24 protein-coding genes, 2 tRNA genes and 1 pseudogene are annotated in these 23,422 nt (G+C 43.4%); 15 read left to right on the plus strand and 12 right to left on the minus strand.

Features of this window, described 5'->3' with window-relative positions:
* The first annotated feature begins 369 nt into the window (after positions 1 to 369).
* Complete coding sequence (locus ACS5PU_RS16255) at positions 370 to 1,431, plus strand: AI-2E family transporter (protein ID WP_439460209.1); 1,062 nt, start codon at positions 370 to 372, stop codon at positions 1,429 to 1,431.
* A gap of 283 nt (positions 1,432 to 1,714) precedes the next feature.
* On the opposite strand, the gene ACS5PU_RS16260 is transcribed toward ACS5PU_RS16255, so the two are convergent.
* The gene (locus ACS5PU_RS16260) at positions 1,715 to 2,146 is read right to left on the minus strand and encodes a winged helix-turn-helix transcriptional regulator (protein ID WP_439460210.1); all 432 of its coding nucleotides are present in this window, start codon (positions 2,144 to 2,146) and stop codon (positions 1,715 to 1,717) included.
* 89 nt (positions 2,147 to 2,235) lie between these two features.
* Here ACS5PU_RS16260 and ACS5PU_RS16265 point away from each other — a divergent pair, with 89 nt between their 5' ends.
* Positions 2,236 to 3,039, plus strand: coding sequence for an enoyl-CoA hydratase/isomerase family protein (locus tag ACS5PU_RS16265; protein WP_439460211.1), 804 nt, complete (start codon positions 2,236 to 2,238; stop codon positions 3,037 to 3,039).
* Between the two features lie 82 nt (positions 3,040 to 3,121).
* Positions 3,122 to 3,988: an NADP-dependent oxidoreductase gene (locus ACS5PU_RS16270; RefSeq protein ID WP_439460212.1), complete on the plus strand. Its 867-nt coding sequence runs from the start codon at positions 3,122 to 3,124 to the stop codon at positions 3,986 to 3,988.
* 204 nt (positions 3,989 to 4,192) lie between these two features.
* Here the strand turns inward: ACS5PU_RS16270 and ACS5PU_RS16275 are convergent, their stop codons facing one another.
* The 5 genes from ACS5PU_RS16275 to ACS5PU_RS16295 all read right to left on the minus strand — a co-directional run bounded on the left by ACS5PU_RS16275 (position 4,193) and on the right by ACS5PU_RS16295 (position 7,943).
* Complete coding sequence (locus tag ACS5PU_RS16275) at positions 4,193 to 5,329, minus strand: FAD-binding domain-containing protein (protein WP_439460213.1); 1,137 nt, start codon at positions 5,327 to 5,329, stop codon at positions 4,193 to 4,195.
* A 221-nt stretch (positions 5,330 to 5,550) separates the two neighbouring features.
* A complete protein-coding gene (locus tag ACS5PU_RS16280) occupies positions 5,551 to 5,793 on the minus strand; it encodes a DUF2256 domain-containing protein (RefSeq protein WP_439460214.1) in 243 nt (80 codons plus the stop codon).
* Positions 5,711 to 6,547, minus strand: coding sequence for a phytoene/squalene synthase family protein (locus ACS5PU_RS16285; protein ID WP_439460215.1), 837 nt, complete (start codon positions 6,545 to 6,547; stop codon positions 5,711 to 5,713). Before ACS5PU_RS16285 ends, ACS5PU_RS16280 begins: the two co-directional genes overlap by 83 nt.
* Positions 6,548 to 7,171 carry a MarR family winged helix-turn-helix transcriptional regulator gene (locus ACS5PU_RS16290; protein ID WP_439460216.1) on the minus strand — a complete coding sequence of 208 codons (624 nt, stop codon included), beginning with the start codon at positions 7,169 to 7,171 and terminating at the stop codon, positions 6,548 to 6,550.
* A gap of 52 nt (positions 7,172 to 7,223) precedes the next feature.
* Entirely contained in the window at positions 7,224 to 7,943 is a 720-nt protein-coding gene (locus ACS5PU_RS16295; RefSeq protein ID WP_439460217.1) for an SDR family NAD(P)-dependent oxidoreductase, read from the minus strand.
* 278 nt (positions 7,944 to 8,221) lie between these two features.
* Here ACS5PU_RS16295 and ACS5PU_RS16300 point away from each other — a divergent pair, with 278 nt between their 5' ends.
* Both ACS5PU_RS16300 and ACS5PU_RS16305 read left to right on the plus strand, forming a co-directional pair.
* A complete protein-coding gene (locus ACS5PU_RS16300; protein ID WP_439460218.1) occupies positions 8,222 to 9,319 on the plus strand; it encodes a helix-turn-helix domain-containing protein in 1,098 nt (365 codons plus the stop codon).
* A gap of 85 nt (positions 9,320 to 9,404) precedes the next feature.
* The gene (locus tag ACS5PU_RS16305; protein ID WP_439460219.1) at positions 9,405 to 11,567 is read left to right on the plus strand and encodes an outer membrane beta-barrel protein; all 2,163 of its coding nucleotides are present in this window, start codon (positions 9,405 to 9,407) and stop codon (positions 11,565 to 11,567) included.
* A 231-nt stretch (positions 11,568 to 11,798) separates the two neighbouring features.
* Here ACS5PU_RS16305 and ACS5PU_RS16310 read toward each other — a convergent pair whose 3' ends face one another.
* Both ACS5PU_RS16310 and ACS5PU_RS16315 read right to left on the minus strand, forming a co-directional pair.
* On the minus strand, positions 11,799 to 12,191 hold the full coding sequence (locus ACS5PU_RS16310; RefSeq protein WP_439460220.1) for a response regulator transcription factor: 393 nt from the start codon (positions 12,189 to 12,191) through the stop codon (positions 11,799 to 11,801).
* Between the two features lie 127 nt (positions 12,192 to 12,318).
* Positions 12,319 to 12,690, minus strand: a complete 372-nt coding sequence (locus ACS5PU_RS16315; protein ID WP_439460221.1) for a response regulator — start codon at positions 12,688 to 12,690, stop codon at positions 12,319 to 12,321.
* A gap of 330 nt (positions 12,691 to 13,020) precedes the next feature.
* Here ACS5PU_RS16315 and ACS5PU_RS16320 point away from each other — a divergent pair, with 330 nt between their 5' ends.
* The 3 genes and pseudogenes from ACS5PU_RS16320 (at position 13,021) to ACS5PU_RS16330 (ending at position 14,863) form a co-directional block, all read left to right on the plus strand.
* The gene (locus tag ACS5PU_RS16320) at positions 13,021 to 13,473 is read left to right on the plus strand and encodes a MarR family winged helix-turn-helix transcriptional regulator (RefSeq protein ID WP_439460222.1); all 453 of its coding nucleotides are present in this window, start codon (positions 13,021 to 13,023) and stop codon (positions 13,471 to 13,473) included.
* Between the two features lie 64 nt (positions 13,474 to 13,537).
* Positions 13,538 to 13,963, plus strand: a complete 426-nt coding sequence (locus tag ACS5PU_RS16325; RefSeq protein ID WP_439460223.1) for a hypothetical protein — start codon at positions 13,538 to 13,540, stop codon at positions 13,961 to 13,963.
* Positions 13,964 to 14,863: pseudogene (locus ACS5PU_RS16330) on the plus strand (S41 family peptidase). It begins immediately after the preceding gene.
* 243 nt (positions 14,864 to 15,106) lie between these two features.
* Here the strand turns inward: ACS5PU_RS16330 and ACS5PU_RS16335 are convergent.
* The gene (locus tag ACS5PU_RS16335) at positions 15,107 to 15,502 is read right to left on the minus strand and encodes a DUF2116 family Zn-ribbon domain-containing protein (RefSeq protein ID WP_439460224.1); all 396 of its coding nucleotides are present in this window, start codon (positions 15,500 to 15,502) and stop codon (positions 15,107 to 15,109) included.
* 197 nt (positions 15,503 to 15,699) lie between these two features.
* Here ACS5PU_RS16335 and ACS5PU_RS16340 point away from each other — a divergent pair, with 197 nt between their 5' ends.
* Positions 15,700 to 16,323, plus strand: a complete 624-nt coding sequence (locus ACS5PU_RS16340) for a UPF0758 domain-containing protein (protein ID WP_439460225.1) — start codon at positions 15,700 to 15,702, stop codon at positions 16,321 to 16,323.
* Positions 16,324 to 16,595: 272 nt separating this feature from the next.
* On the opposite strand, the gene ACS5PU_RS16345 is transcribed toward ACS5PU_RS16340, so the two are convergent.
* On the minus strand, positions 16,596 to 17,471 hold the full coding sequence (locus tag ACS5PU_RS16345) for a LysR family transcriptional regulator (protein WP_439460226.1): 876 nt from the start codon (positions 17,469 to 17,471) through the stop codon (positions 16,596 to 16,598).
* Positions 17,472 to 17,561: 90 nt separating this feature from the next.
* On the opposite strand from ACS5PU_RS16345, the gene ACS5PU_RS16350 reads away from it, so the two are divergent.
* Positions 17,562 to 18,284, plus strand: coding sequence for a class I SAM-dependent methyltransferase (locus tag ACS5PU_RS16350; protein ID WP_439460227.1), 723 nt, complete (start codon positions 17,562 to 17,564; stop codon positions 18,282 to 18,284).
* A gap of 269 nt (positions 18,285 to 18,553) precedes the next feature.
* On the opposite strand, the gene ACS5PU_RS16355 is transcribed toward ACS5PU_RS16350, so the two are convergent.
* Entirely contained in the window at positions 18,554 to 18,829 is a 276-nt protein-coding gene (locus ACS5PU_RS16355) for a hypothetical protein (protein ID WP_439460228.1), read from the minus strand.
* Positions 18,830 to 18,833: 4 nt separating this feature from the next.
* On the opposite strand from ACS5PU_RS16355, the gene ACS5PU_RS16360 reads away from it, so the two are divergent.
* Both ACS5PU_RS16360 and ACS5PU_RS16365 read left to right on the plus strand, forming a co-directional pair.
* Positions 18,834 to 19,316 carry a transposase gene (locus ACS5PU_RS16360; protein WP_439460229.1) on the plus strand — a complete coding sequence of 161 codons (483 nt, stop codon included), beginning with the start codon at positions 18,834 to 18,836 and terminating at the stop codon, positions 19,314 to 19,316.
* Positions 19,317 to 19,714: 398 nt separating this feature from the next.
* A complete protein-coding gene (locus ACS5PU_RS16365) occupies positions 19,715 to 20,188 on the plus strand; it encodes a hypothetical protein (protein WP_439460230.1) in 474 nt (157 codons plus the stop codon).
* Between the two features lie 160 nt (positions 20,189 to 20,348).
* Here ACS5PU_RS16365 and ACS5PU_RS16370 read toward each other — a convergent pair whose 3' ends face one another.
* A complete protein-coding gene (locus ACS5PU_RS16370; protein WP_439460231.1) occupies positions 20,349 to 20,501 on the minus strand; it encodes a hypothetical protein in 153 nt (50 codons plus the stop codon).
* A 457-nt stretch (positions 20,502 to 20,958) separates the two neighbouring features.
* Between ACS5PU_RS16370 and ACS5PU_RS16375 the strand changes: the two genes are divergently transcribed.
* From ACS5PU_RS16375 to ACS5PU_RS16385, 3 genes are all read left to right on the plus strand, one after another.
* On the plus strand, positions 20,959 to 22,179 hold the full coding sequence (locus tag ACS5PU_RS16375; protein WP_439460232.1) for a site-specific integrase: 1,221 nt from the start codon (positions 20,959 to 20,961) through the stop codon (positions 22,177 to 22,179).
* A 320-nt stretch (positions 22,180 to 22,499) separates the two neighbouring features.
* Positions 22,500 to 22,572 (plus strand) — tRNA-Gly (locus ACS5PU_RS16380).
* A 74-nt stretch (positions 22,573 to 22,646) separates the two neighbouring features.
* Positions 22,647 to 22,730: transfer RNA gene (locus tag ACS5PU_RS16385), tRNA-Leu, on the plus strand.
* The last annotated feature ends 692 nt before the right edge of the window (positions 22,731 to 23,422 follow it).

Consider the following 23,422-nt stretch of genomic DNA (forward strand, 5'->3'; position numbering starts at 1 on the left):
AAGGTATTTGGTAAGATCCTCTCAAACATAGTTATTACCTCATAGATAGGTTTAATAGCCATTCCTTTTTTACGGTATAAAAAAATATCAAGTGACTATTATGCGCAGTCTGCGGATTTCAGTGTACGCGAAACATTTATTATGTCCCCGAACAATTTATCGACTATCAACATTGGTCACCTCATTTTCCCCAAACTAGCTGTCAATTTGATTGCCAGATTACGGCATGGCTTGTCCCTTTCCCAGTGATTAAATACAGCAACTTCTTCATGTGAGCAATCCGATACCGTTTGAAGTGATAAAAGAAGTGCAAAGTGTTTACAGAAAATAGTCACATAAACCATTTGCCGCCGTAGCTGTTTGAATGGTATGAATATACTTCAACGAAATGTTTACCTCCTGCTCATTGTATCCATTAGTTTAACCTTATTGTATTTCGGGAGCACCTTTCTGATTCCACTTTGCCTAGCCGCGATTTTCTCGATGGTTTTTATTAGGCTCTGCAACTGGCTGGAGTGCAAAGGTATCCCACGAGGATGGGCGGCGCTACTCTGTCTAGTGCTTTTCGTGTTTTGTATCAGCATCATAGCCGGGCTGCTTTATTGGCAATTAGGCAGTCTATCGGAAAATCTCGATGAGATGAAAAGACGTCTAGGAGAGATGTTAAACCAGTTCAAGGGATGGATTGATGAAAAAATAGGCGTAGATGAGAAAAAGCAGGCAGAACTGATAAAAGAGAGTAGCGGTGCCACTGGCAGCCTGCTTGCAGGTTTTGCCAGCGGCTTAGTGAGCGTAGGGGTAAATATTATTCTGGTACTGGTGTATATGTACCTCAGCCTTTATTATAGGGGACATATAAAGCTGTTTATCCTAAAGGTCGTGCATATTGAAAACAGGGAGGCTACTTCACTCATCATCCATGAATCCGGCAAGGTTGCCCAGCATTACTTAAGCGGCATGGCCGCAATGATAGGAGCATTGTGGTTACTTTATGGCATTGGCTTCAGTATTGTAGGGGTGGAGAGTGCTATCTTTTTTGCCGTCCTATGTGGAATATTGGAGATTGTTCCCTTTATCGGCAATCTGACTGGAACTGGCATTACCATACTTGCTGTAGTGGCGCAGGGAGGTGATGGCAAAATGATAATTGGTGTATTGATTGTTTATACGCTTGTTCAGTTTCTACAAACCTACATCCTGGAACCCCTCATTGTGGGCGAACAGGTGAATATCAACCCCTTTTTTACTATATTATCCATTGTATTTGGCGAGCTAGTTTGGGGTGTGGCAGGTATGATATTGGCCATACCGATTATGGGTATTTTAAAGATCATCTGCGACCGGGTACCACCGTTCCAGCCGGTAGGTTTTTTGATCGGGTTAAAACAAACAAAGATCAGGAAGGCCTATCTGTTCGGTAGAAAAAAATAGCTGCCATCTCTCACAGTAGAGAACTATTTGATTTCAGCTTCCTGCGGAAATTGGAATGACTTGAGTATCTTGTAAGACGTGTTGCACGATTTATCTGCGATAAACCTCGACAACTCTACCCTAAGTTAGAACAGCGCATTCCCCAAAGGTACATCGCTTCCTATTTGGGTATCACTCCGGTTTTTTAAGTATGACTCGTAAGAGGAAAGGGTAGAGCTACTACTCCTCTAACTACTATTGTTTACCCAAAGAGAGCTAATGGGAATAACCTGGAGAGCGTAAATTACCGCTTGCCCTTAAGCTTTTGCATCGTATTGCGTAAAAAACTTTCCTTGTCCTTCTTCACCTGCTTAAGAAAGGCCAGGTGTGTTTCCGATAAGTCAAAGTATTTCTCCCCCCAGAGATAGATCTCTATCATAACGGGCAAGAGGTCAATCCCCTTTGGGGTTAGCTTATACAATACCTTGGCCTTGCTTTCCGGATGCCCAGCCTTCGATATTATACCTGCACCTTCCAAGGTCTGTAGCCTTGAGGCGAGTATGTTCGTGGCGATCTTCTCCTCAGATTTCAAAAAGTCGCCATAGGTACGTTCTTTATCGTACATCAGGTCCCTTACGATAAGCAGCGACCATTTATCTCCCCATATGTCCAGCGAACTGCTCACTGGACAGCCCGAACGGGTTTTTATTTCTTTCATAAAAAAAACCACTTGCATTTTAAAAGTGTTTTTATTTATCTTTACACTTGCAATTTGCAAGCAAAAATAATGAAACTAATTCTATAAACCATTTTAAATTCTCAGTTATGATTTTTACTAAAACAACCATCGATGACAGCTATTGGAAGGTGAGCATCGACAACCCGCCGGTAAATGTTTTCGATCCTGAGTTTTCAGTCCAATTACGCTCGTTAATAGACGAGCTCGAAGAAAACCAAAATCTAAAAGTTGTAGTTTTCGAAAGTGCCAACCCTGAATTTTACGTAGCACATGCAGAATTGGTGAATATTTTCGAATTTCCCAAGGGTGAAGGAAAAACAGGGCTTTCCAAGTCATGGCCAGATATAGCAAAACGTTTGGAGCAGGCACCTTTCGTGAGTATTGCTTCAATCAGAGGCAGGGCGAGGGGATTGGGAAGCGAATTTATTCAGGCTTTCGACATGCGTTTTGCGAGCAAGGAAAAAGCCATTTTCTCACAACCAGAAATAGGTATAGGATCTTTTCCCGGCGGAGGGGGACTGGAACGGTTGCACCTGCTAACCGGAAAGGCGAGGGCTTTAGAGATCATACTTAGCGGAGATGACTTCGACGCCGAGACTGCTGCGGCATATGGATGGATCAACAGGGCTTTCGCAGACAGCGAGCTCGATGCTTTTGTTGATAATCTCGCCCGCCGAATTGCATCTTTCGATCTTAAGATCATCCAAAAGATCAAAGCTGTGATGAACGAAAGGGTGGTTATTCCAAAGAACGAGCATATTACCGAAACGCAGATCGCTTTTTTTGCTTCGCTGACCGAGCCTGAGGCCAGGACAAGGATAAAAGCCCTATTAGAAAAAGGCCTACAAACTTACGGAGAGGTAGAATTAAATTTAGGAAAGTACTTGTAAAATATAGAAAATGAAAGCAATTGTGGTAAATGCGCCAGGTGGAACAGAAAACTTAGTCTACAGTGAAATATAAAAACCATCGGTGCAGGCTGAAGAAGTGCTCGTAGCGGTGAAGGCCATCAGTGTTAATCCGGTGGATGCAAAGGTGAGGGCGGGACATGGTATTTTTCAATTATTAAAGGAACAAAAGCCCTTGATCCTTGGCTGGGACATCAGTGGTACTGTGGTGGCCAAAGGAAAAGAAACAGAGTTTAATATCGGAGATGAAGTTTTTGGAATGATTAACTTTCCCGGTCACGGCAAAGGATACGCTGAGTTTGTAGCGGCACCTGCAGCACAGCTGGCCCTGAAACCTAAAAACGTTTCACATGCAGAGGCCGCATCTGCAACGTTGGCAGCACTGACTGCCTATCAGGCATTAATTACCCATGCAAAGGTTCAAAAAGGCCAGAGAGTGTTAATCTATGCAGCCGCAGGCGGCGTTGGTCATTTCGCAGTTCAGATAGCAAAATTTCTAGGCGCAGATGTCACTGGCAGTTCTTCCAAAAAAAACAGAGAGTTCCTAATGGAACTGGGCTGCGATGAGCATATAGATTATCATGATTTTGATTGGCAGTTAGTTTCCGGGCAATATGATTTCGTGATGGATACCGTCGGTGGAGACAATATCGAGAAATCTTTATTGGCCCTAAAGCAAGGCGGTTTTCTTATCAGCATCCCTTCTGGACTAAGCGAAGAGATACAGACAAAAGCCAAGGAAAAAAATGTAAACGCTATGTTTTTTCTAGTGTCCTCAAATGGTGATGATATGGCGGTACTCTCCCAATGGTTACACCAGGGGATCATAAAACCTTATATTGAAAAAACTTTTCCATTTTCTGAGATGGCAAAAGCACACCAGCAAATTGAAAGCGGGCGAACGATAGGCAAAGTGGTAGTTACATTATAAACATGCCCATAACATTGAAATGATCCCGTTCTGCTTTTTTGCAGACCGGGATTTTTCTCCTAACATCGCAAAAAAGTTATTTGGCGATCGGTCTGTCCAGTTGGAAAATGATCTGGTCCAATGGAGTGATGGGGCGGGATGCTAAGTATGTATGGTGGATAAACAGTCTAGCAGGTCAGTCTTTTAGGGTTTTTAAGCGTGAGTTTAGGCTTGATGAAACAATTGTTCGAGGTAAGGCCTGCAAAGTTTCCAGTATTTGAAAAATGAAGAATATTCGCCACTAATTTCAGGAAACATCCAATCGTAACTATCCTTTTTCCCAGTATAGTAACTAAAAGCAGGGTGTTGCTTAGAAATGAAAATTTCATTAGCAGGTAGCTCACTGCTGCTATGTAAATCTGCCAGTTCAGTTAGTTCACCGGTAAATATCTTAATCCCGGAGATGTTTTCAGATAGCCCAATAATAAAATCGATTACTTTTTTGCCAACAGGATATTTCAAAAAATGGCTCGGTTCTAAAAGCAATACCCGATTAGCCTGTTCATCTTTTCGCCACAAAGGGTCAAGATTGTAGCTGTTATATATGATAGTAGGTTTGGATATATCTATCGCCGGGATTTCGGTTTCTGGAAGAACAGCTTCCAGTTTTATGGTACTGCGATTTTTTAAGATATCTGGAATAGGTATGGATGGGAGTTCATCGTAGCTGCGATCTAAAAATGTACCCCGCTGAGCGCTTAAGGTATACTTGTTGATATTCTCCTGGTTGCAGTAATATTTTTTGGAAGAAAATGCTCCGGATACCCATTGCCAGCTTGCACTGTTACTTGCGATATCTCCATCCAAGAGGTGATAATATAACCATCTGGATGGTATTTGCCAACGGGTTCTGCCAATATTACATATAATGGAGGCAATATACATTCTCAGATGGTTGTGCATATAACCGGTTTGATAAAGCTTTACTATCCCCTGATCTACTGTGGTAATTCCAGTTCTTGCTTGCTGAATAGATGTTATCATATCATACTCCTTAGCATCAGGCTGCCCACTGCCGATATCCTCCCAGATTAAATCTTTTCTCTCCTGCCAGATGCGCTGATAATATTCCCGCCATGCCAGCTCCTGCAGAAATTTTTCGGCTGTTCGCAAATCAAATCCCTTGGCAATAATTTCCTTTAGGATTTCTTTTAGGCTGATCACGCCACGGGAAATGTACGGTGATAACATGCTCACAGCACCATTGGTGAAGTTCCTGGTTTGGGCGTATCGGACCGGATCCAATGCCGCAACCTGTTCCAAGATTTTAAGGTAATCTGTCGTAAATGCTGTTCCGGTCATTTCTATCGTTTGCTTATTTTGTTCATTAAAGCTGCCCGCTGGCGGGCGCACCTGAGATGAGATATCTCTATGTTCGTTAATATTGCATGCTTGAGAGCTTTATCCCTCCCCCGGTTTTCTACGTGTTAAAGCTTTACGCCTGCATATGTTTTCTCATCAGGATAATAACTTTCCGCCGTTTCAATCCGGATTTCACTGCCATAGCTCAGATAAGCTTGTTTCTAGCTATTCGGTGAGTTTTTGCAGTTTCTGCATCTATCGCTGCAGTATTTTACCTCAGACCATACTTTTTCCCACTTTTTGCGCCAGGTAAATGGCCTGAGGCAGTGAGCACAGATTTTTGAAGGCAGGTTTTCCTTTTTAACAGCTTTCATCGGCTGATCAATTTCGGTAATAGCTGCTTTTGAGCGCACAACCGAGCAACAGTACGAGCTTGCGGGGATTTGAAATACGAATCCTTTCATTCATGATTTGCGCCGCGGTTTTGCGCTTAATCTTTTCGAAAAGCTTTTTATAATAGGTATAGGCCAGATAAACACCCATGCGTGAAGACCTTGGTAATTTTTTTATACCCGGTAACGCTGCATCAAATTCTGCTGATATTTCTTGCTCAATAGCAAGTTTTTCAGCTGTAGAAAATCTGGCTAAATCTACCCCAGGAAAATAATTTCGGTTCAATTGGTTAAAATCTGCGCGAACATCCCTGAGAAAATTTACTTTCTGGAAAGCAAACCCAAGTTTCATGGCAGATTCTTTTAAACGCAGATAATCTGCAGGGTCACCTTCTACAAATACTTGCAGGCACATCAGGCCTACAACTTGAGCCGAGCCCAGTATATAGCGTTCGTATTTTTGAGGCGTATATGCTTCCTGCTTAAGGTCCATTTCCATGCTTTCCAGAAATAGGTCTATGAGCTGGTGATCAATATGGTAGCGGTTTACCGCTTTTTGAAAAGCATTAAGGATAGGATTTAAACTGATTTTATCATGAACGGCCTCATAACAGTCATTTTTTAGTTTCCCGAGCAAAAGTGCCTTATCATAGTCATGGAAACTGTCCACAACCTCATCAGCAAGCCTTACAAATCCATATATGGCATAGACAGCTTCCCGGTGGCTTCTCTCCAGAAAACCGATAGCCATAGAAAAGCTAGTGCTATAGGTTTTTGTTACTACCTTGCTGCATTTTGCAGATACTAGGTCAAAGATAATCTTCATTTATATCGGTTTATTGCTCCCAAAATTTTGGACAAAGTGGAAATTTTCGAGTTTTTGCAGCAGCATGATCAACCTGGTTTTTTCTTCGGGAGTAAGGGGGGCGGTAACATTGGCTGATGCTGCGCGTATATTATCCATGGCCTTGTTTAATGCTTCAGCTCCCTTTGAGGTCATGGTTATTACCAGGCTGCGCTTATCTATCCCCGATGAGTGCTGGGTAATTAAGCCCTTATCAGAAAGCCGTTTGATTATCAGCGTTCCCGCAGGCTTGTCATGGATGTTCTCTTTGATCAGTTTTGATTTACTCATCTCTCCGCAGGCCTGTAGATTTATCAGGTAGATGAATTCATCGGGTGTGGAAAATATACTGCCATTTATCGCGGATTTTGCCTGTATTTTAGCGTACCTGTAAAGATGGACCAAGGCAGTGTTAATTACACTATCTGCGGAGCGTCCATTTACTTTTCCTGTCCATTCAGGCTCCTCTTCGCTTATGTTTTCCCCGTCATTGCCCCGTGAGTCAATCCATTTTAAAAATGAGCTCAGATTATCCTGCGCATCAGCGCCACTGCTTTCGTATTTTTCTACCAGGGATAGTAAATCATTTATCAGCTTATACATCATTATCTATATCTATAATAGTTAGTAATTTGGGTTTATTTAAGGCAGCTCTTTTCTAAAAAGATGTGATCAGGCTACCGATGCCACCATCTACGGGAATAATCTGTCCGGTTATCCAGCCGCTTTCCGAGGAGAGCAGGAAAGCTATAGCTGCGCTGATATCTTTTGGCTGGCCATATTTCCCCAAGGGGTGCCTTTTTGCTGCAGCTTCCATTTTCTCGGGCGTGTTGAGGAGTTTGGATGCTAGCGGCGTAGCTGTGAGGGACGGCGCAACGGCATTGACCCTAATTCGATTGCTGCTGAGTTCTGCGGCCAAAGAAATGGCCAGTCCTTCCACCGCCGCTTTAGCGGCCGCAATACTGGCATGGAAAGGCATTCCCCTGCGCGCTGCAACAGAGCTTATCAGTACGATTGATGCCCAGGGAGCAGCCTTTAGAGAATTTAGTGATTGCTGAACGGCTAACGCAGCCCCGATTACATTAAGTTTTAAATCCTCAATAAATTCAGCCTCAGAGATTCTTGCGAAAGGCTTGAGATTAATACTTCCCACGCAATATAACAGGCCGTGAAGTTCATCAGGCAGAAAAGAGGATAGACCTTTAGTAAAATTAAGGACATCAAATTCCAGATAGCGTACTGAACCGGGCCAAAGCGGTGAACGGCCTCTGCTGGCCGTGAAAACATTTGCACCCTGGGCACTTAAATATTGGACCAAATCCAACCCGATTCCAGAACTCCCACCGATGATAAGAATATTTTTATTGTTAAACCTCATGATCACTGACTGAAATAATTAATATATTTATAAACTAATATCGCTAAATAAAGTTTATAAATAAACTAAATATTTTCATCAACTATGTTGGCGGATACCCTTTAGCTATAAAGTCAAGTGATATTGGATGATTTAAATCTTCTCATTAATTTAGTCACATGCTTTTTGATTTCAGCCTCTACAGTTGTCTGCTCTTGATTTTCTTTTTTCACCTGCTGGTGTATAGTTTTCTTTTTTTTAAAAGGGGATTAAAACAGGGTAATTATTCAGATAAGCTTATGGGATGGTTCCTCATCGTTGCTGCGATGGCAATCATCCCGTTTATGGTAGGCTTTGCTGGCTGGTATGATAATCAGCCTTACCGGGATATTCTGTTTTTTGTCCCATTCGTTCACAGCCTTTTCATCGGGCCATTGTTATATTTTTATACCAAATCCATTTCTAATTACAACTTTCGGATAAGGGGCCGGGCGTACCTTCATCTGCTGCCCGGACTGGTTTACCTGATAGTCAATATTGCCCTGAGTTTGATTGATGTTTTTATTTATAAAAGATATAACCTGACTAATGAATATAACGACCCGGATTTTTCAGACTGGTATACAATATTGTCCATGCTAAGTGTGCTGATATACCTTTTTCTATCCATCCGTTATTACAACAGTTATAAAAAGTACACCAGAATTGCCACTTCATTTGCCGATGCGGCCAGTTTGCAGTGGCTCAGGAACTTTTTATACGCCTTTTCTCTCCTGAGCATCATGCCAATTATCAGGACAATACTATCAAACTTTAGTTTCTTTGAACGGATGCGCTATTTTGGCCCCTGGTATTACTACCTCGGTTTTGCCATCGTAGTTTACTATATAGCCATCAGTGCTTACCATGCCATCTATCTCCCGATCTACAAACTTGAATTTAATCCTGATCTACTCCAGGGGTTCCCAGAGCAGGATTCAGCTGCAGAAAATGAGGCCGGAAATCTCGGCCCGGAAATCAAAAAAACTGACATTGCCCAAGAGAAAATGATCACCCTCAGGAATGGACTGCTCGAAGTGATGGAAGCTGAACTACTGTTTGAAAGGGCAGACCTCACTTTAAGTGAGGTTGCAAAAAAACTCGGCACAAATTCTGTACTGCTGAGCAGGGTAGTGAACCAGCATTTTAAACTTAATTTTAACGACTACATCAATCAATACAGGGTGGAGGCGGTAATTAAACGTATCGCAATGCCGGAGTTTAAAAACCAGACACTACTTGCCATAGCTTTTGATTCAGGCTTCAACTCAAAGGCCACCTTCAACCGGAGTTTTAAAAAAATTACCGGAAAGAACCCAAAAGAGTTTCTAAACCGCGATTTAAGTAGCAGATTATAATTTGAGCCTCAAAAAGATTGCTTCAGATTATTATATGAGGCGATGAAAAGCATCTTAATCCCCAGCTTTGAGGAAAAAAGATATTATGCGTCAAATTATTTCTTTGTTGTGCTTATTGTTTTCTGGAAACTGTCTTTTAGCACAGGGGAGGGACAGCCTCAAAAAACCGGACAGCTTAAAAACATATAGACTGGATGAGGTGACGGTAAAAACCGCAAGATCCCCACTTCAGGTAAAAACAGATAAGATAGTCCTTCAGGTGGAGGCAATGCCGACGGCAACCGGCCTTAGCGCACTTGATCTGCTCAGGCAGATACCAGGGGTTAGCGTTGATGGCCAGGATAATGTTAAGATCAGCGGCAAAAGTGGTGTACAGGTCCTGCTCGATGGAAAAATTCAAACGCTTAACAACCAGCAGCTCATCTCGCTATTAAAGGGAACAATGGGCGCTAACCTAAAGTTAATTGAGCTAATGTCCAGCCCTTCTTCCAGATATGATGCAGCAGGCAATGCCGGCATCATTAATCTGGTATTCAAAAAATCTGGAAATTATGGTACTAGCGGAAGTGTGTCCGTGGGCTATCAGAAAATGCAGCACTACAAACAGAACAATGCTTTGAACGCAAATTACAGGGGAAAGAGAGTAACGGCATTTGTAAATGGCAGTTTAGATAACAGTTTACAGTATACCAGGGTAAGCAGCCTGCGGATCTTAAGCAACCGGGTTTTGGATCAAAATGGAACAGAGCGACAGGGCTACAGCACCTCCATGATCCGTAGTGGTCTGGATTATGCCGTAAGCGAAAAGCATAAACTGGGAGCAGTGCTGAATTTCCAGCGGACGTGGGATGATTTTCCATCAGACGCCAATACGTTATCCTCCGGGGATGTTGAAGACCTGCTCTTGACCGCTACAGTTGCAAACCTGAGCGAAAACCGTTTATCGGCTAACTTGAGCTACGGATATTCTGGAAGAAAAGATGATAAATTTACTGTCGATGCAGACTGGATGCGTTATAATTCCATATTAGCCAACCGTGTGGAGAATAAATTTACAAACCTTAATAAGGAACTGCATTTTAACAGTAATACCAGTAGCGAGATCAACTTATTCTCAATCAAAGCCGATTATATTTTTAAGCTCAGGAAAATAAACATCGAGTCGGGCCTAAAGTTCTCCTCGGGAATAACAGGCAATGCGTTAAGGGCAGAACAAGGTGATAATAGCACCGGCCAGGCGCAGTTTAACGGTTTTGATTATCGCGAAAAAATAGCCGCCGCCTATCTCACGGCCCAGTATACGTATGATAAGATAGAGCTTCAGATTGGGCTGCGCGCCGAAGATACAAGAATGAAAGGCCTTTCGGTTGACCAACAGGGCCTGAAGATTGCCTTACCGGACACTGCCTACCTGAATCTATTTCCGTCCCTCTTTTTGCGCTATCAGATCAAGGAGAATAACAGTATAGGCTTTACTTATAGCCGAAGGGTCAGCAGGCCTTCCTTTCAGGACCAAAATCCATATTTGTACCGCACGGATGCCTATTACGCTTCTAGAGGGAACCCGCTCTTACTGCCGCAGTTCACCCAAAATCTCGAAATCGATTACACCTGGGAGGGAGGGAAGCAGATTAAAATAAATTACAATACAACCAAAAATCTGATCGAAACTATCAGAACCCAGACAGGGGATCAAACATTGGCCCTTCCGGTCAATGCCGGCAAAAGAAGCTTTCTCAACATCAGTGTAAGCACCCCTCTTAAATTTAGCAAATGGTGGAATGGCTACTTTTCTGCCGAACCCTATTATCAGTTTTACATCGCCGACCTGAGTGCTTATAATGGTTTGGATAAAATAAATAAGGGCGGGGCCGGTTTTAATGGTTACTTAAGCAATAGTTTTCAGCTTGGAAATCATTGGAAAGCCGGCTTAAGCAGCTGGTTCAATTATGCCAGCCGTTCATCCATATACAGTACAAAGCCAATTTACAGCGTTGATTTTTCGTTGAAGAATACTATGTTCAGGGAGAAGCTGGGGCTTACTATGGTTTTAAGGGATATTTTTAATACACAGAAATGGGAACAGACTGCAATATTGGGAAGTGTCAATCAAACTAGTCTGAGAAAGTGGGAAAGCAGGGGCATATATTTCGGTTTGAACTACAATTTCGGGAATAAAAAAATAAAGGCTTCAGCATCCAGTAAGGGGATTACAGAGGAGCAGAACCGTATCAGATCAAGATCATAGATCGTGTTAGAGGTTTTAATTCCTCCCATTATCGCCCCTTGAGCTTTATCTTTTATTTTCATGCACCAATAGAATAACTGAGCTCCTTTGAGTGATATGGAGCTGGCATATTACCTAATAGAGGTCCCGTCCAACTAGCGGAAGACCAAAACATAATATGCCAAGGAACGTAATAGGCAATAAATCAAAAGAACAGCCGAGCGGTCAACGGAGATAAGATAGGAAGTCGGGCTATAATTCCCCGGCACTCACATCACCGCCCAGCTTTGCGGCAAGCGCCGCAACCATACCCGAAAGGCGGTCAATATCAAAAGGCTTTGGCATAAAATCATCCGCCGGGCATGAGCTGGTAATCTCCTTAAGCGAAGAATGCGCCGAGATCATCATCACCGGTATATGACTGGTCTTCTGCTCAGATTTCAACCGGCCGCATAAATCAATCCCATTTCCATCAGGGAGGTGGACGTCCAGAATCACCAGATCTGGAAGCTGCTGATTTAAACTGTTCCAAAACCCACGCGAATCCCCACAGAGCTCCAGTTCATAGCCCTCAGCCGAAAGCACAATTCCGATAATTTCCCTGATATCACTATCATCCTCCACCACTAAAATATACTTTCCCATACTTTAAATAAACACTTGATTTTTAAACAAACAGAGAAAAAAAATAATGTTTTACAGGCTGCTCAATAGGTGTAAAATAAACATTTTTAGTAATTTATATCGTGATTGTCCATGAAGGTCAATCAGCTTAGCTGCTCTGTTTTATCTTGGGGATATACCTGCGCAAGATCCTGAAAAGTAGGTCCAGATCAAAAGGTTTTGCTATATATCCATCAAAGCCATGACGAGCATACACTTCATTGATATTGTTGTTACAGCTCATCGCCAGTACCGGCAAATGCGGGTATTTTAGCTTGATCTGCCGGCAGATATTGATGGATTCTTCCCCGCCGATCCTGAAATCAAACATCACCACATGCGGCCTGATCCCATCGATTAACTGCAAAAAATCATCGTCGAGTTTCTCGACCGTATAGACAATAAAATTTTCTTCGTTAAGCGCAATTTTCAGCACATCACGAACCGCCTCGTCAGTCTCCTGGATAATAATGGTTTCCATTGGTTCAGTTTTTGTGGAACCTACTAGAACAACATCGCCAGTCCTGCAAAAGCGGATTCGGTATAAATGTACAACAATTAATCATCCCGGCAGCACCTGTAAACAGATTGATACCAAGCTGTATATTTCACAAACAATGGTTATGCTCATTTTGGCTGTTCTAGCGGTTCAATAATTGAATACATTCCCTTTAGCAAAACTACAGTGACTTTCTTTTTACGGATGTCTGCCGGGAAGACCATATTGAGTGAAATATCTCACATGTAGAAAAAAAATAACCTATAACTTGCAAATAAATGATGTATCAATCATTATTGTATCAATAAAACTATGGAAAAGTTAGAAAACATTATTTTTTATGCACTTGAGCGTGCGATAAAGAGCTATAGGCAATACGCCCAGCACAACATAACAGCAGCCGGAATCGATATTACCATTGACCAATGGCTGCTGCTAAAGGCAATACAGGAAAACCCTGGAGCCCCGCAAAGCGAACTTGCCAAAACTGTCTTTAAGGATATGGCCTCTGTAACGCGCATGATTGAGCTGATGGTAACCAAAGGGTTTTTGGTTCGCAGTATCAATAGTGGCGACAGGCGGAGATCTTTACTGGATTTCACAAAGGTTGGACTGGATACTTTAGAGGTTATTCAGCCGGTAATTGAGAACAATAAAAATACCGCACTAAGTACTTTAAATGAGAATGAGCTCTTGCTATTGGAAGATTTACTGCGTAGGATTACCCAAAACACTGCATTCAAACCTGCAAGCTCCAGCAGCTGATCCTCTTTTTTTGTTTCCAGATTACCGATATCGCCCTAAGTAAATCCAGATACACCAAAATAACATGAAAAGGAACTTAGCCATACTTTCAATACTGCTCGCTGCGGGCATAGGGGCCTTCGCTCAGCAGACAACAAAGCTTTCCAAGGATCAGGTACGTCAGACCGTTAAACAGCTCAGTGCTGCTCTTTTGGCCACTTACGTTTTTCCCGAGAAAGCAGAAAATGCTTCAGTGTTTTTACACTCCAAAATTGATAGTGGTTTGTATGATAACATACCTGATCCAAATTTACTTGCAAGTACGCTTGCAAGCCAGTTGAAGCCCCTGCTGGGCGATAAGCATTTTCGTGTCGTATACAACCCTTTGCTCGAAAAAGAAATATTGAGCTACAATAATAGCCTTACCCCGCCAGCAGGTGAGCTGCAAAGTGAAATGAAAAAGAATTTTTACTTCAGGAAGGTTGAAATGCTGCCAGGAAACATTGGTTAGCTGGAGTTCAATGGATTTGCGGTACCTAATAGAGATTTTAGCAGAACACTTGGTTCGGTAATGGGCTATCTTGCTAACTACGAGGCACTGATCATTGACCTGCGCTCAAACCGCGGAGGGAATGGAAAAAGTTCAGGAGAGATACTTTCTTATTTTTTTCAACAGAAGACAGAGATCGGCAGGTCTTACAACAGGATCGGTAATGAATGGAACAATAGCTATGTTAAGGGATATAAAACTAATCGTAACGCTGTATAACTCAGTATACCCCTATATTTGCTCACAGCAAGAAGTACTTTCTCCGCTGCTGAAGGATTTGCGTATGTATTACAACAGCAACGAGGAGCAAAAGTTGTGGGAAGCCCAACAAGTGGAGGAGCCCATCTCACACGTAGCTTTAGTTTAGGTAATGGTTTTGTTGGATTTATACCTTACCAGAGAACAGAAAATGCGAAAACTGGAACAGATTGGGAAGGGGCCGGAGTCATTCCTGATGTTAGCACAAGCGAAAACGCCTTGATCATCGCCCACAATTTGATACTTTCAGACAAGATGGCTAAAACCGCTGGAAAAGAAAAAGATGTGTTACTGTGGATAATCAACTACAACAAATCGATGCTTTCACCTGTTGAACCTACGGTTACTAACTTAAATTCCTTTACAGGCAGGTTTGCCGAATTTGAAATTACGGCCAGAGATGATAGGCTTTTTTTCAGGGATGTAAATCAGAAAAATACTCTTCCAGCTGTTATGTTACCGATTGAAAAGGATTTTTATCAGGTCGGCAAAGCGTACCAGGTACGCTTTGAATCGCCCCAGAACGGAAAATATCAGATCCTTAGCGTATTTTGGAGTGATGGCTATTCAGAAAAGATCGGGCGACTGCAGATTTTGGAATGAAAAACAGTTTTTGCTTTTCGTTTCTTCCACCCCTGGATAGATATCAAATTGCGCAAACCCCGAATAATCTACCCAAAAAGTATTTGCAATGATGGCCTGCCTAAGTGCACTCAGTGTTTGTTTAGAGGGAAAGAAACAGTTTAGGCAACCGCCCGGCAATCGAATCCGTGTATAGTTTGATCAGAAAGAGACTGTATAGTTCATTGAAATATGCTTTCCGGCAGAAAAGAAAAATAATAAGATTTACGATAGGACCTGTGATGGCTGGCTTACGATCAAAACCATCTCACCGCGAATAGGCAGGTATCCCAGATCAAAGCAAAAATGGTACATATCCCCCTCTGAGGTCTTATAATAACTGGTCATAAACCGGAAATTAAACCCCATCCGCTCCAGATCCTTTCGTTTAATCTGTGTTTTCTGGCCAGGGTATAGCTGCCTTAGGATATGGTAGTTGCGCAATAAAATCTTAGAAATGTCTTTTAAGAACGCCGGCTCACCTGCGGCGGCAGTTTGCCGCCTTCGGTTATTGAAAAGCGCCCTACAGCTATCATCACAGAAGCGCTTATCGACACGTCCATGAACAGCCAGGCCACATTCCAGGCAATGTTGAGATTGGGGATTTTTTTCAATATCCATGCATCTGTACGTTAAAGAGTTTACTCAAATTGGGAATATTTTTTAATAAATAAAACCCAAATCTAAAATTGAACAAATCCCTTTACAACCGCTTCACAATAGTATAATCGGATATATCCGGTTATACACGGATAATCTCCGCTTAATGAAAACCGTGACAGCAATTTTGTCCTGACACAATTTAAAACAACAGCGATATGAAAAACAAAACAATCGCCACCGAGGCATTCTCATCAGGAAAGAAGAACTTCTTCCTGGATTTCAAACTAGCGCAGAACAGGACCAATTACATTAGCATCACACGAAGTGATGAGAACGGTGACGGAAGTTACCATCGTAAATCCATTGTGATATTCGAAGAGGACTTCGAGTTTTTAATCTCCGCCTTTTCCTCACTCTTTCGAACGGCAGCACATGTGGGAGAAAAAGAGCAGACAGTAAGAGACCTTTTTCAGCAGAACCAGAAGGAGAAACAACGGAGCGGAATCCCAGCAATGGAACCAGAGCAAAAACCAAGGGAAAAGTTCTACAAATTTGGAGCCGGTGTGCTTAGCAATGCCGAACTGCTGGCTATGCTTATCGGTTCAGGAACACAGCGAGAGACCGCTATAGAGCTTAGCGAGCGAATACTCAAAGAAAACGGCTATGACCTTAAGAAAATCGCCAAACTCAAGCATAGTACCTTATCTGCATTCAAAGGTGTGGGGCTGGCCAAATCAAGCGCCATTCTTGCCGCCCTTGAACTCGGCCGTAGAGCCTTTGGAGCCGAGAGTATGTTTAGCTTTCCCAAAGGAAGAAAACCTATTGGAGTATATAAATAAAAACAATGTTTCTGGTCAGCTTTTCCGGCCAATATTGTTCACTACATTTTACTACAAAATGGCAAGCTGCTCATTTTAGCTTTCTGGAAGCCTGACCGGACTTATTGGTCCTTAATACAGACAGATCGTAAAAAAAAAACTGTCCATGGGGCGCTGCTTTAAGAGCCCCACTCGGGGTTAAACTTTTAAGGACGGATCAAGAGGCTCATCTACTAACCGGATGAAATCTAAGTGCGCTTGCCCTAGTGAGGGGCGACATTTAAATATGCTTATTAGCAGGGGTAATTTGCGATGAACCATTTCAGTGCCGGGTTCTGGTTCGATAGTTTATACGCCAGTACCACCTCGGTATTGATCGGGATACCTTCGAGCTCAATAAAGGATACCCTCATCCCTGCATACTGCTTTTTAAGGGAAAGCGGCAGGATGGACACCCCCAGCCCGGCTTCCACCAACTGTAGGATTGAATGTACGTTATTGGCCTCATGGGCAATATCGGGACTGAAGCCCATGCGCTGGCAAATTTCAAGCAGTTTATCGTTGTACTGCGGGGCATACTCCTTATTGAAAAAAATAAACGGCCGCTCCTTTAGAAAACCGCTCAGTGAGGATATGATATCCGTATGGTTATCTTTTAATGGTACCACCACCACAAAGGGATCAAAATACAGGGATTCCACCTTTAGTTTCTCTGACAGCACCGGGGCACGCAATATCCCCACATCCAGTTTCCCCTGTTCCAGCGCACTGATCTGGCGGAGCGTAGGCACCTCGAACAGGCTGGTCTTGAGGTAGGGGAATACCTGCTGCATGGATTTTAGCACCCCGGCCATGTGGGACTGGTAAACAGAGCTGATGTAGCCGATCTTCAGCTCCCCGCTCAGGCCATCATGGATCTGGCGCACGGTTTCCCGGCTTTCCTCCAGTCTGGCAAAAAGTGCGTCTACTTCACCTTTGAAGTATTTCCCGGCACCGGTCAGCGCTACACGCTTGTTGCTGCGCAAGAACAGCTGTACGCCGAGCTCTTGCTCCAGTTCTTTGATCTGGCGGCTGAGCGGTGGCTGCGCGATAAAAAGCCTGCTGGCTGCCCTGGTGAAATGAAGCTCTTCCGCCACGGTCTTAAAATATAAAAGGTGCCTTAGTTCCATTTTAATAATACCGATTAAGTATCAATTTATGCAAAAATTGATATTTCACAAATATGATAAAGCGGCTTAACTTTATCAAAAAAAGATATCATGGATACAGACAACAGCAAAAAAGCAAGCGTTGGGGAGATCAGGGCCCGTTTTGACGGTGATGTGGAGCGTTTCTCCAATCTGGATACCGGCCAGCAGACTACGATCGATGCCCCATTGACCATGGAACTCTGCACAGAGGCAGCAAGATATATCAGTCCGGGGACAAAAGAACTGCTGGATATCGGCTGTGGAGCAGGTAACTATACCTTAAAGATGCTCAGCAAGGTCCCCGGCCTTAACTGTACACTGAACGACCTGAGCCTGCCGATGCTGGAGCGGGCAAGAGAAAGGGTTTCGGCCGAAACGGCAGGCAGCGTTACGCTCATCCAGCAGGACATGCGCGATCTGAAGCTCCCGGGGAGTCATTATGATATTATACTGGCCGCTGCCACCTTCCACCACCTGCGCGGGGATGCAGACTGGGAACTGGTGTTCAGTGGGGCCTACCATGCCCTAAAGCCCGGTGGGAGTATCTGGATATCAGACCTGATTGCCCACGATTCCCCGCCGATCGATGGCATGTTCCGCGGCCGCTACGGTGCGTATCTGGAAGGGCTGGGCGGAGAAGGGTTCAGGCAGAAGGTGTTTGATTATATCGCCTATGAGGATACGCCCAGGTCGCTCAATTACCAGCTACAGCTGCTGAAAAAAGTCGGTTTCCGTTTTACAGAGATCCTGCACAAAAACTCCTACTTCGCTGCATTCGGTGCAGTTAAGTAACCTGGGCCCCACTGTTCCTGGTACTGTCCGGTCGGTACCAGGAACGGTATAAGAACGCTCTGTTGGGAACTCAGGGTCTAGGTGGGGTCGCAGTCAGGCTGAAGCTGGACATTACAAGACAGAAGCTATTGGCTGTTTGGGGGGCTGACCGTCGATAGCGGTGTAAAAACAGACTGGTCGCACGATAAAGGGAAAATCAAAAAAGTACAGCAATTTCATCGGGATCGATATTTCCAAAAACACCCTGGACCTTGTCCATGGAGAATCCGCTAAGGATTAGAAACCCGCTCGGGCTGATCAGGTGAAAGACCGATAAGATGGATGCGAAGCGGATCATGGGGTACCTGATCAAAAACATAGAGGATGTTACCTTTTATCAGCAGCGACGGCCGGTCATCCAGCAGCCTGCCAGCCTGGCCTCCCTGCGGAATAGGTTCAGCTCCATCAAAACTGCCATGGGCCAGCCACTGAAAGAACAGCAGCATATCACAGCTCAATATCAAACTGTCCCAGGCAAGTTCAGATGCACTTAAGGCAGATATCATCGAGGTGGAAAAACGCATCGAAGCATGCTGGTCCACGGATGAAAGACTGGCCGGACTGATGACCCTTATCCAGTCGGTGGTGGGGATCGGCCCGGTTACCGCGCTGGAAATAATCATTGCCACCAATGAGTTCATCAACATCAACAATCCCAGGGCCTTTGCCTCCTATTCCGGAGTTGCCCCCTTTAACTACCAGTCCGGGACATCGGTCAAAAAGAGGGCCAGGATATCCGGCATTGCCAATAAAAAGATAAAGTCCCTTCTCCATCTTTCCGCGATGTCAGCGGTCCGTCATATCCCTGATATCCGGGAATACTGGAAAAGGAAAACCACTGTTGAAGGCAAGAACAAAATGTCGGTACTGAATGCCGTCCGCTTCAAGATGATATGCAGGATATTTGCCTGCGTGAGGGACAACAGGCCTTATGAAAGCGAATACCAGCCAAAACCACCGCTATCGGTGCAGCAACCGGACGGCTCTTTATAAAAGGCTTTATTACTGATCCAAAATTTTGTGCTCCCGTGACGGATGGGAATACTGATCATATCTGTGATTGTGGTTTTTGGATCTGTTTCAAGTTCCAATTGGTTATGGCATTTAGGTCGATATCCCTTGGCTGTTCATTGAACCCGTCCTGAATTAACTTTTCAAACAGCATAAATACCTAACAGACGGACAACTTCGCCGAAATATGCAATTCCAGCAAAAGTCCGCAGAAATACTCAATTTTGCCACAATGCGCTGGTTGATGGCGGCGTCTGCGCTTACTCAAAATTCAAATCCAGGATGGATATATAATCAGGTCAAAGTTTATCTCTCAGGTTATAATTAATCACTCCTTTTAAAATATTTAGAAGTGGCCCATTATGCATATATTTGCGAAAATGGAAGCTAAAATAGACAGACAAAAGATCGTAACGAGGATTTTGGAGATTAGTTCAACAGTAGCAGAACTTCAGAAAGAACATAAGATTAGAGTTATGTTTTTATCGGCCTGCTCACGGCACTTTAGAAAGACAGGTGGCTTTTCTGCTAGATCTTATCTGCCAAAATGGTTATATGAACTGGAAAATTTTATTTCGGAGGCCAGGCTGGATTGCCTCGACAACAATTTCTGGAGTACCCTAAAGACATCATCCGCGAAAATCAAATACATCCTAAAAACCCTCGGAGATGAAATGAGCGTTAAAGATCTGACAGAATTGATCGCCAGGATGGATGGTTCAAGTCAAATTGATATTTTAAACAAAGTGAATTCGAATATAACCGCTTACGAAAAAAGAGGCATCGTGGAACGGATTGTCTACGGACGGCAGAACGTGACTTACAGGATTATTAATAAATTCAAGGTAAACTGAGCCCATCTGTACAGGCCCGACCCGTAGTTTGTATCTGCAAGAACATTCTGCCACTGAAACTGCCGGCAAGCAGTATTAGGCTTCACTACCTGCTACGGGTAATAATTAATTGGCCTGAACACGTTTGCTGCCATGACCTTGGGATAGATTAAAATAACTATTACAACCCTAATTTAAAGTTGGCTAGAATTGCGGCACTGTCATCCATCTTTTCAGGGACCAGTTTCGCGATATTATCTAGAGCGGGATCTACCTTGATCTTTATGCCTAACTTTAGTTCAAGTACCTCAATTTTCTTTGCAGCTTTTTTCATTTACAAATCTTCATTATTTCTCGCCAAAGATACTATTTATAATTTTATAAGGTGGTCGGCCACCAAAATCATTGAGGAAACATTTTTGCCGGATTAAACAGATAGAGATAAATATATAGATTTAGTAAATATTAAAACCTGATGCCGAAGTGATCTTCGGTGATCTTGGTGGCCCACATTTTCGGTAGGGATATCATACCAGAAAGTACGGGAAATAATCCGGTTTGATCTGTCTATTCTTCTCAGGTTGACTTCACCTTCACTCGGCTTTGCGCGTGCGGAGCTGAACAACATATCAAAGCATTTCTATTGGTGGTATAGGTCGCAAAACGGCCATTCGGATCATCCAGTTTATAAAGCATCTCAGTAGACACTTTATCGACCTGGATGTCTATTCCTTCCGGAAGTTCTCTCTGAAAACTTTATCTTGTAGGTGATGACTTAAAATCGATCAACTATGTTGGAAAAAAGCTTCGAGCTCCGCTTCTTTTTGAAAAAGCCGGTGGAAATGCATAAAATGATGTGCCCTGTGTATGCAAGGATTACCATAGATGGTATTGCAAGAGAATTTTCTGTTAAACAGGAATGGCCGCCGGAGATGTGGGATCAACCGGCCTGCCGCGCCAGTTCTGGTAGTAAAGATGCCAAGAAACTGAATGCCTATCTGGATCGGGTCACCTCATCCGTTATTGATGCCAGGCGGGAAGTTATGGAAAGGGGCGGCGAGGTTACCGCCCTGGCAATAAAAGATATGTTGTTCGGGAAGGGTGAAGATGGCCGGATGGTACTGGAGGTCTTTACCGCGCACAATAAAAGGATGGAGGAGCTAAGGGATATAGATTATGCCGGTAGGACCATACAGCGGTACGTCACTACCTTAAACCATACCAGGGCTTTTATAAGATGGAAATTTGGTGCTGAGGATGTAGCGCTTCGAATGCTGGATTACGATTTTATCTGTGATTATGAATTCTGGCTGAAATCCGTTCAGAGGTGTGGACATAACACTACGATGAAGTATTTAACAAATTTTAAAAAAGTTATAATCCAGTGCGTCAAACGGGGATGGATCGGCAAAGATCCGTTTTATGGCTTCAGGTTTTCAAAAAGGGAAACAGAACGTGTGTTTTTGGATAGGGAGGATATCAACAGGCTTACACGCAAAAGTTTTTCAAAGGGAAAGCTTTTTCTGGTCAGGGATATCTTTCTGTTCAGCTGTTACACCGGTCTGGCCTATGCTGATGTGAAACTATTGAAAAGGGGGCATATTGCTGAGGGAATTGATGGTGAGCAGTGGATTTCGATCAGCCGGCAAAAAACAGGAACGCCCACACGGCTACCGGTTTTGCCCCAGGCCATGGAAATTATCCAAAGATACACCGGTCATGAGCGTTGCAGGGCCGATAACGCTGTCCTTCCGGTCTTTTCCAATCAGAAAATGAATGCTTATCTTAAGGAGATTGCTGCGGATTGCGGGATAAACAAACAACTTACTTTTCATACTGCCCGCCACACTTTTGCGACTACGGTAACTTTGACCAATGGTGTCCCATTGGAAACAGTCTCGAAGATGCTGGGGCACACATCCATCAGGCATACACAGCACTATGCTAAAGTTATTGACTTTAAGATCAGCTCCGATATGAGGGATCTGAGATCCAGACTGGGCGCAATCTGACCGCAAAGGTAATGAACTGAGCGCCTCTGGTATGCCTGAAGCCTTCTTGTGTATCAAAATCCCCGGTAAACAAATAGGTTTTTACCGGTCTGTTTACTTGCACACTCTCGCCGGATGATATGCATGCCAATAGGGCCCTGCGCGCTGGATATCCCTTTTTGATTGATTTGAGAATGCTTGGGAAGCTGATAAATGATTTTAATTTACTGATCCTTAATTACTAATGGATCTGTTTTTGATTTTTATGATATTTCTTTTGCATTGGAAAGTTTAATTCCTATATTTGCAGACCCAAAAGGAACACATCTAGTGTGTTGTTTGCGAAAGTAGCTCAGTTGGTAGAGCACGACCTTGCCAAGGTCGGGGTCGCGAGTTCGAATCTCGTCTTTCGCTCTGATAAATGCCTTCCTAACAGAGGGCATTTATATTTAAAATCAACCTGCCGGAGGATTCCGGTAATGGATATTGCTCGAGTGGTGGAACTGGTAGACACGCAGGACTTAAAATCCTGTGCTTTCAAAGGCGTGCGGGTTCGATTCCCGCCTCGAGTACTGTTAAAAAACTCGTCAGTTATATTTAACTGGCGAGTTTTTTTATGCCCCCGATTTTTGGTTTAGTCCCTAGTTGGTATCAAGTAAAAAACTGGGTATAGGACCCTATCGGCATCGGCCAATTTGATTGATCCCGCTTGCCCGATTTTCGTACCTGCATAAAAATAGCTGTGTACCAATAAGGTGTTGGCTGATAGTGTTTGGCGAGGGTGGGGCTTCTGCTAAAGGTGTGCATTGGTTGACTTTACATCCCGTTTTTCTCTGGTCTTGATGGTACATTAAAGACTGACCCAGACATCTCCGGCCCGATCTGGTCATTTTCCAGACAGTATCGTAATTTTTGTTCCACGGATCCCCGCTTGGTTCTCAGAAGGCAACATCGGGAGCTAAAAAGAGCATTTTAGACTTGGACTGAAGAAAATCGTCTTCGATAGAAAATAGTCCAACAAAAGATTTATACCTTTCTATCTTAAGGCCTTTAGTACATGGACAAGTTAGGTTCTCTATGCAAAACAGTCAATGAGTCCGGTCATGCTTCTTGGAAGCGTAAAACCGCCTAAGATATGCCTATTGGTCATGTTGCAGCAAAATAGACTCTTATTTTTCAAAATCACGAATAATCGGGCTTTCATATTTGACCATTTTGAAACTTGTCAAAATGCCCTAACGCTTTCACTACATCTTTATGATCC

This window comes from Pedobacter sp. GSP4 (assembly GCF_051857575.1).
GTDB lineage: Bacteria > Bacteroidota > Bacteroidia > Sphingobacteriales > Sphingobacteriaceae > Pedobacter.

Excerpts from the sequence above, each read along its gene's own strand:
- ACS5PU_RS16255 (WP_439460209.1), top strand. The coding sequence starts at position 370 with ATGAATATACTTCAACGAAATGTTTACCTCCTGCTCATTGTATCCATT.
- ACS5PU_RS16260 (WP_439460210.1), bottom strand. The coding sequence starts at position 2,146 with ATGCAAGTGGTTTTTTTTATGAAAGAAATAAAAACCCGTTCGGGCTGT.
- ACS5PU_RS16265 (WP_439460211.1), top strand. The coding sequence starts at position 2,236 with ATGATTTTTACTAAAACAACCATCGATGACAGCTATTGGAAGGTGAGC.
- ACS5PU_RS16275 (WP_439460213.1), bottom strand. The coding sequence starts at position 5,329 with ATGACCGGAACAGCATTTACGACAGATTACCTTAAAATCTTGGAACAG.
- ACS5PU_RS16280 (WP_439460214.1), bottom strand. The coding sequence starts at position 5,793 with ATGAAAGGATTCGTATTTCAAATCCCCGCAAGCTCGTACTGTTGCTCG.
- ACS5PU_RS16285 (WP_439460215.1), bottom strand. The coding sequence starts at position 6,547 with ATGAAGATTATCTTTGACCTAGTATCTGCAAAATGCAGCAAGGTAGTA.
- ACS5PU_RS16290 (WP_439460216.1), bottom strand. The coding sequence starts at position 7,171 with ATGATGTATAAGCTGATAAATGATTTACTATCCCTGGTAGAAAAATAC.
- ACS5PU_RS16295 (WP_439460217.1), bottom strand. The coding sequence starts at position 7,943 with ATGAGGTTTAACAATAAAAATATTCTTATCATCGGTGGGAGTTCTGGA.
- ACS5PU_RS16300 (WP_439460218.1), top strand. The coding sequence starts at position 8,222 with ATGGGATGGTTCCTCATCGTTGCTGCGATGGCAATCATCCCGTTTATG.
- ACS5PU_RS16305 (WP_439460219.1), top strand. The coding sequence starts at position 9,405 with ATGCGTCAAATTATTTCTTTGTTGTGCTTATTGTTTTCTGGAAACTGT.
- ACS5PU_RS16310 (WP_439460220.1), bottom strand. The coding sequence starts at position 12,191 with ATGGGAAAGTATATTTTAGTGGTGGAGGATGATAGTGATATCAGGGAA.
- ACS5PU_RS16315 (WP_439460221.1), bottom strand. The coding sequence starts at position 12,690 with ATGGAAACCATTATTATCCAGGAGACTGACGAGGCGGTTCGTGATGTG.
- ACS5PU_RS16320 (WP_439460222.1), top strand. The coding sequence starts at position 13,021 with ATGGAAAAGTTAGAAAACATTATTTTTTATGCACTTGAGCGTGCGATA.
- ACS5PU_RS16325 (WP_439460223.1), top strand. The coding sequence starts at position 13,538 with ATGAAAAGGAACTTAGCCATACTTTCAATACTGCTCGCTGCGGGCATA.
- ACS5PU_RS16335 (WP_439460224.1), bottom strand. The coding sequence starts at position 15,502 with ATGGATATTGAAAAAAATCCCCAATCTCAACATTGCCTGGAATGTGGC.
- ACS5PU_RS16340 (WP_439460225.1), top strand. The coding sequence starts at position 15,700 with ATGAAAAACAAAACAATCGCCACCGAGGCATTCTCATCAGGAAAGAAG.
- ACS5PU_RS16345 (WP_439460226.1), bottom strand. The coding sequence starts at position 17,471 with ATGGAACTAAGGCACCTTTTATATTTTAAGACCGTGGCGGAAGAGCTT.
- ACS5PU_RS16350 (WP_439460227.1), top strand. The coding sequence starts at position 17,562 with ATGGATACAGACAACAGCAAAAAAGCAAGCGTTGGGGAGATCAGGGCC.
- ACS5PU_RS16355 (WP_439460228.1), bottom strand. The coding sequence starts at position 18,829 with ATGATATCTGCCTTAAGTGCATCTGAACTTGCCTGGGACAGTTTGATA.
- ACS5PU_RS16365 (WP_439460230.1), top strand. The coding sequence starts at position 19,715 with ATGGAAGCTAAAATAGACAGACAAAAGATCGTAACGAGGATTTTGGAG.
- ACS5PU_RS16370 (WP_439460231.1), bottom strand. The coding sequence starts at position 20,501 with ATGAAAAAAGCTGCAAAGAAAATTGAGGTACTTGAACTAAAGTTAGGC.
- ACS5PU_RS16375 (WP_439460232.1), top strand. The coding sequence starts at position 20,959 with ATGTTGGAAAAAAGCTTCGAGCTCCGCTTCTTTTTGAAAAAGCCGGTG.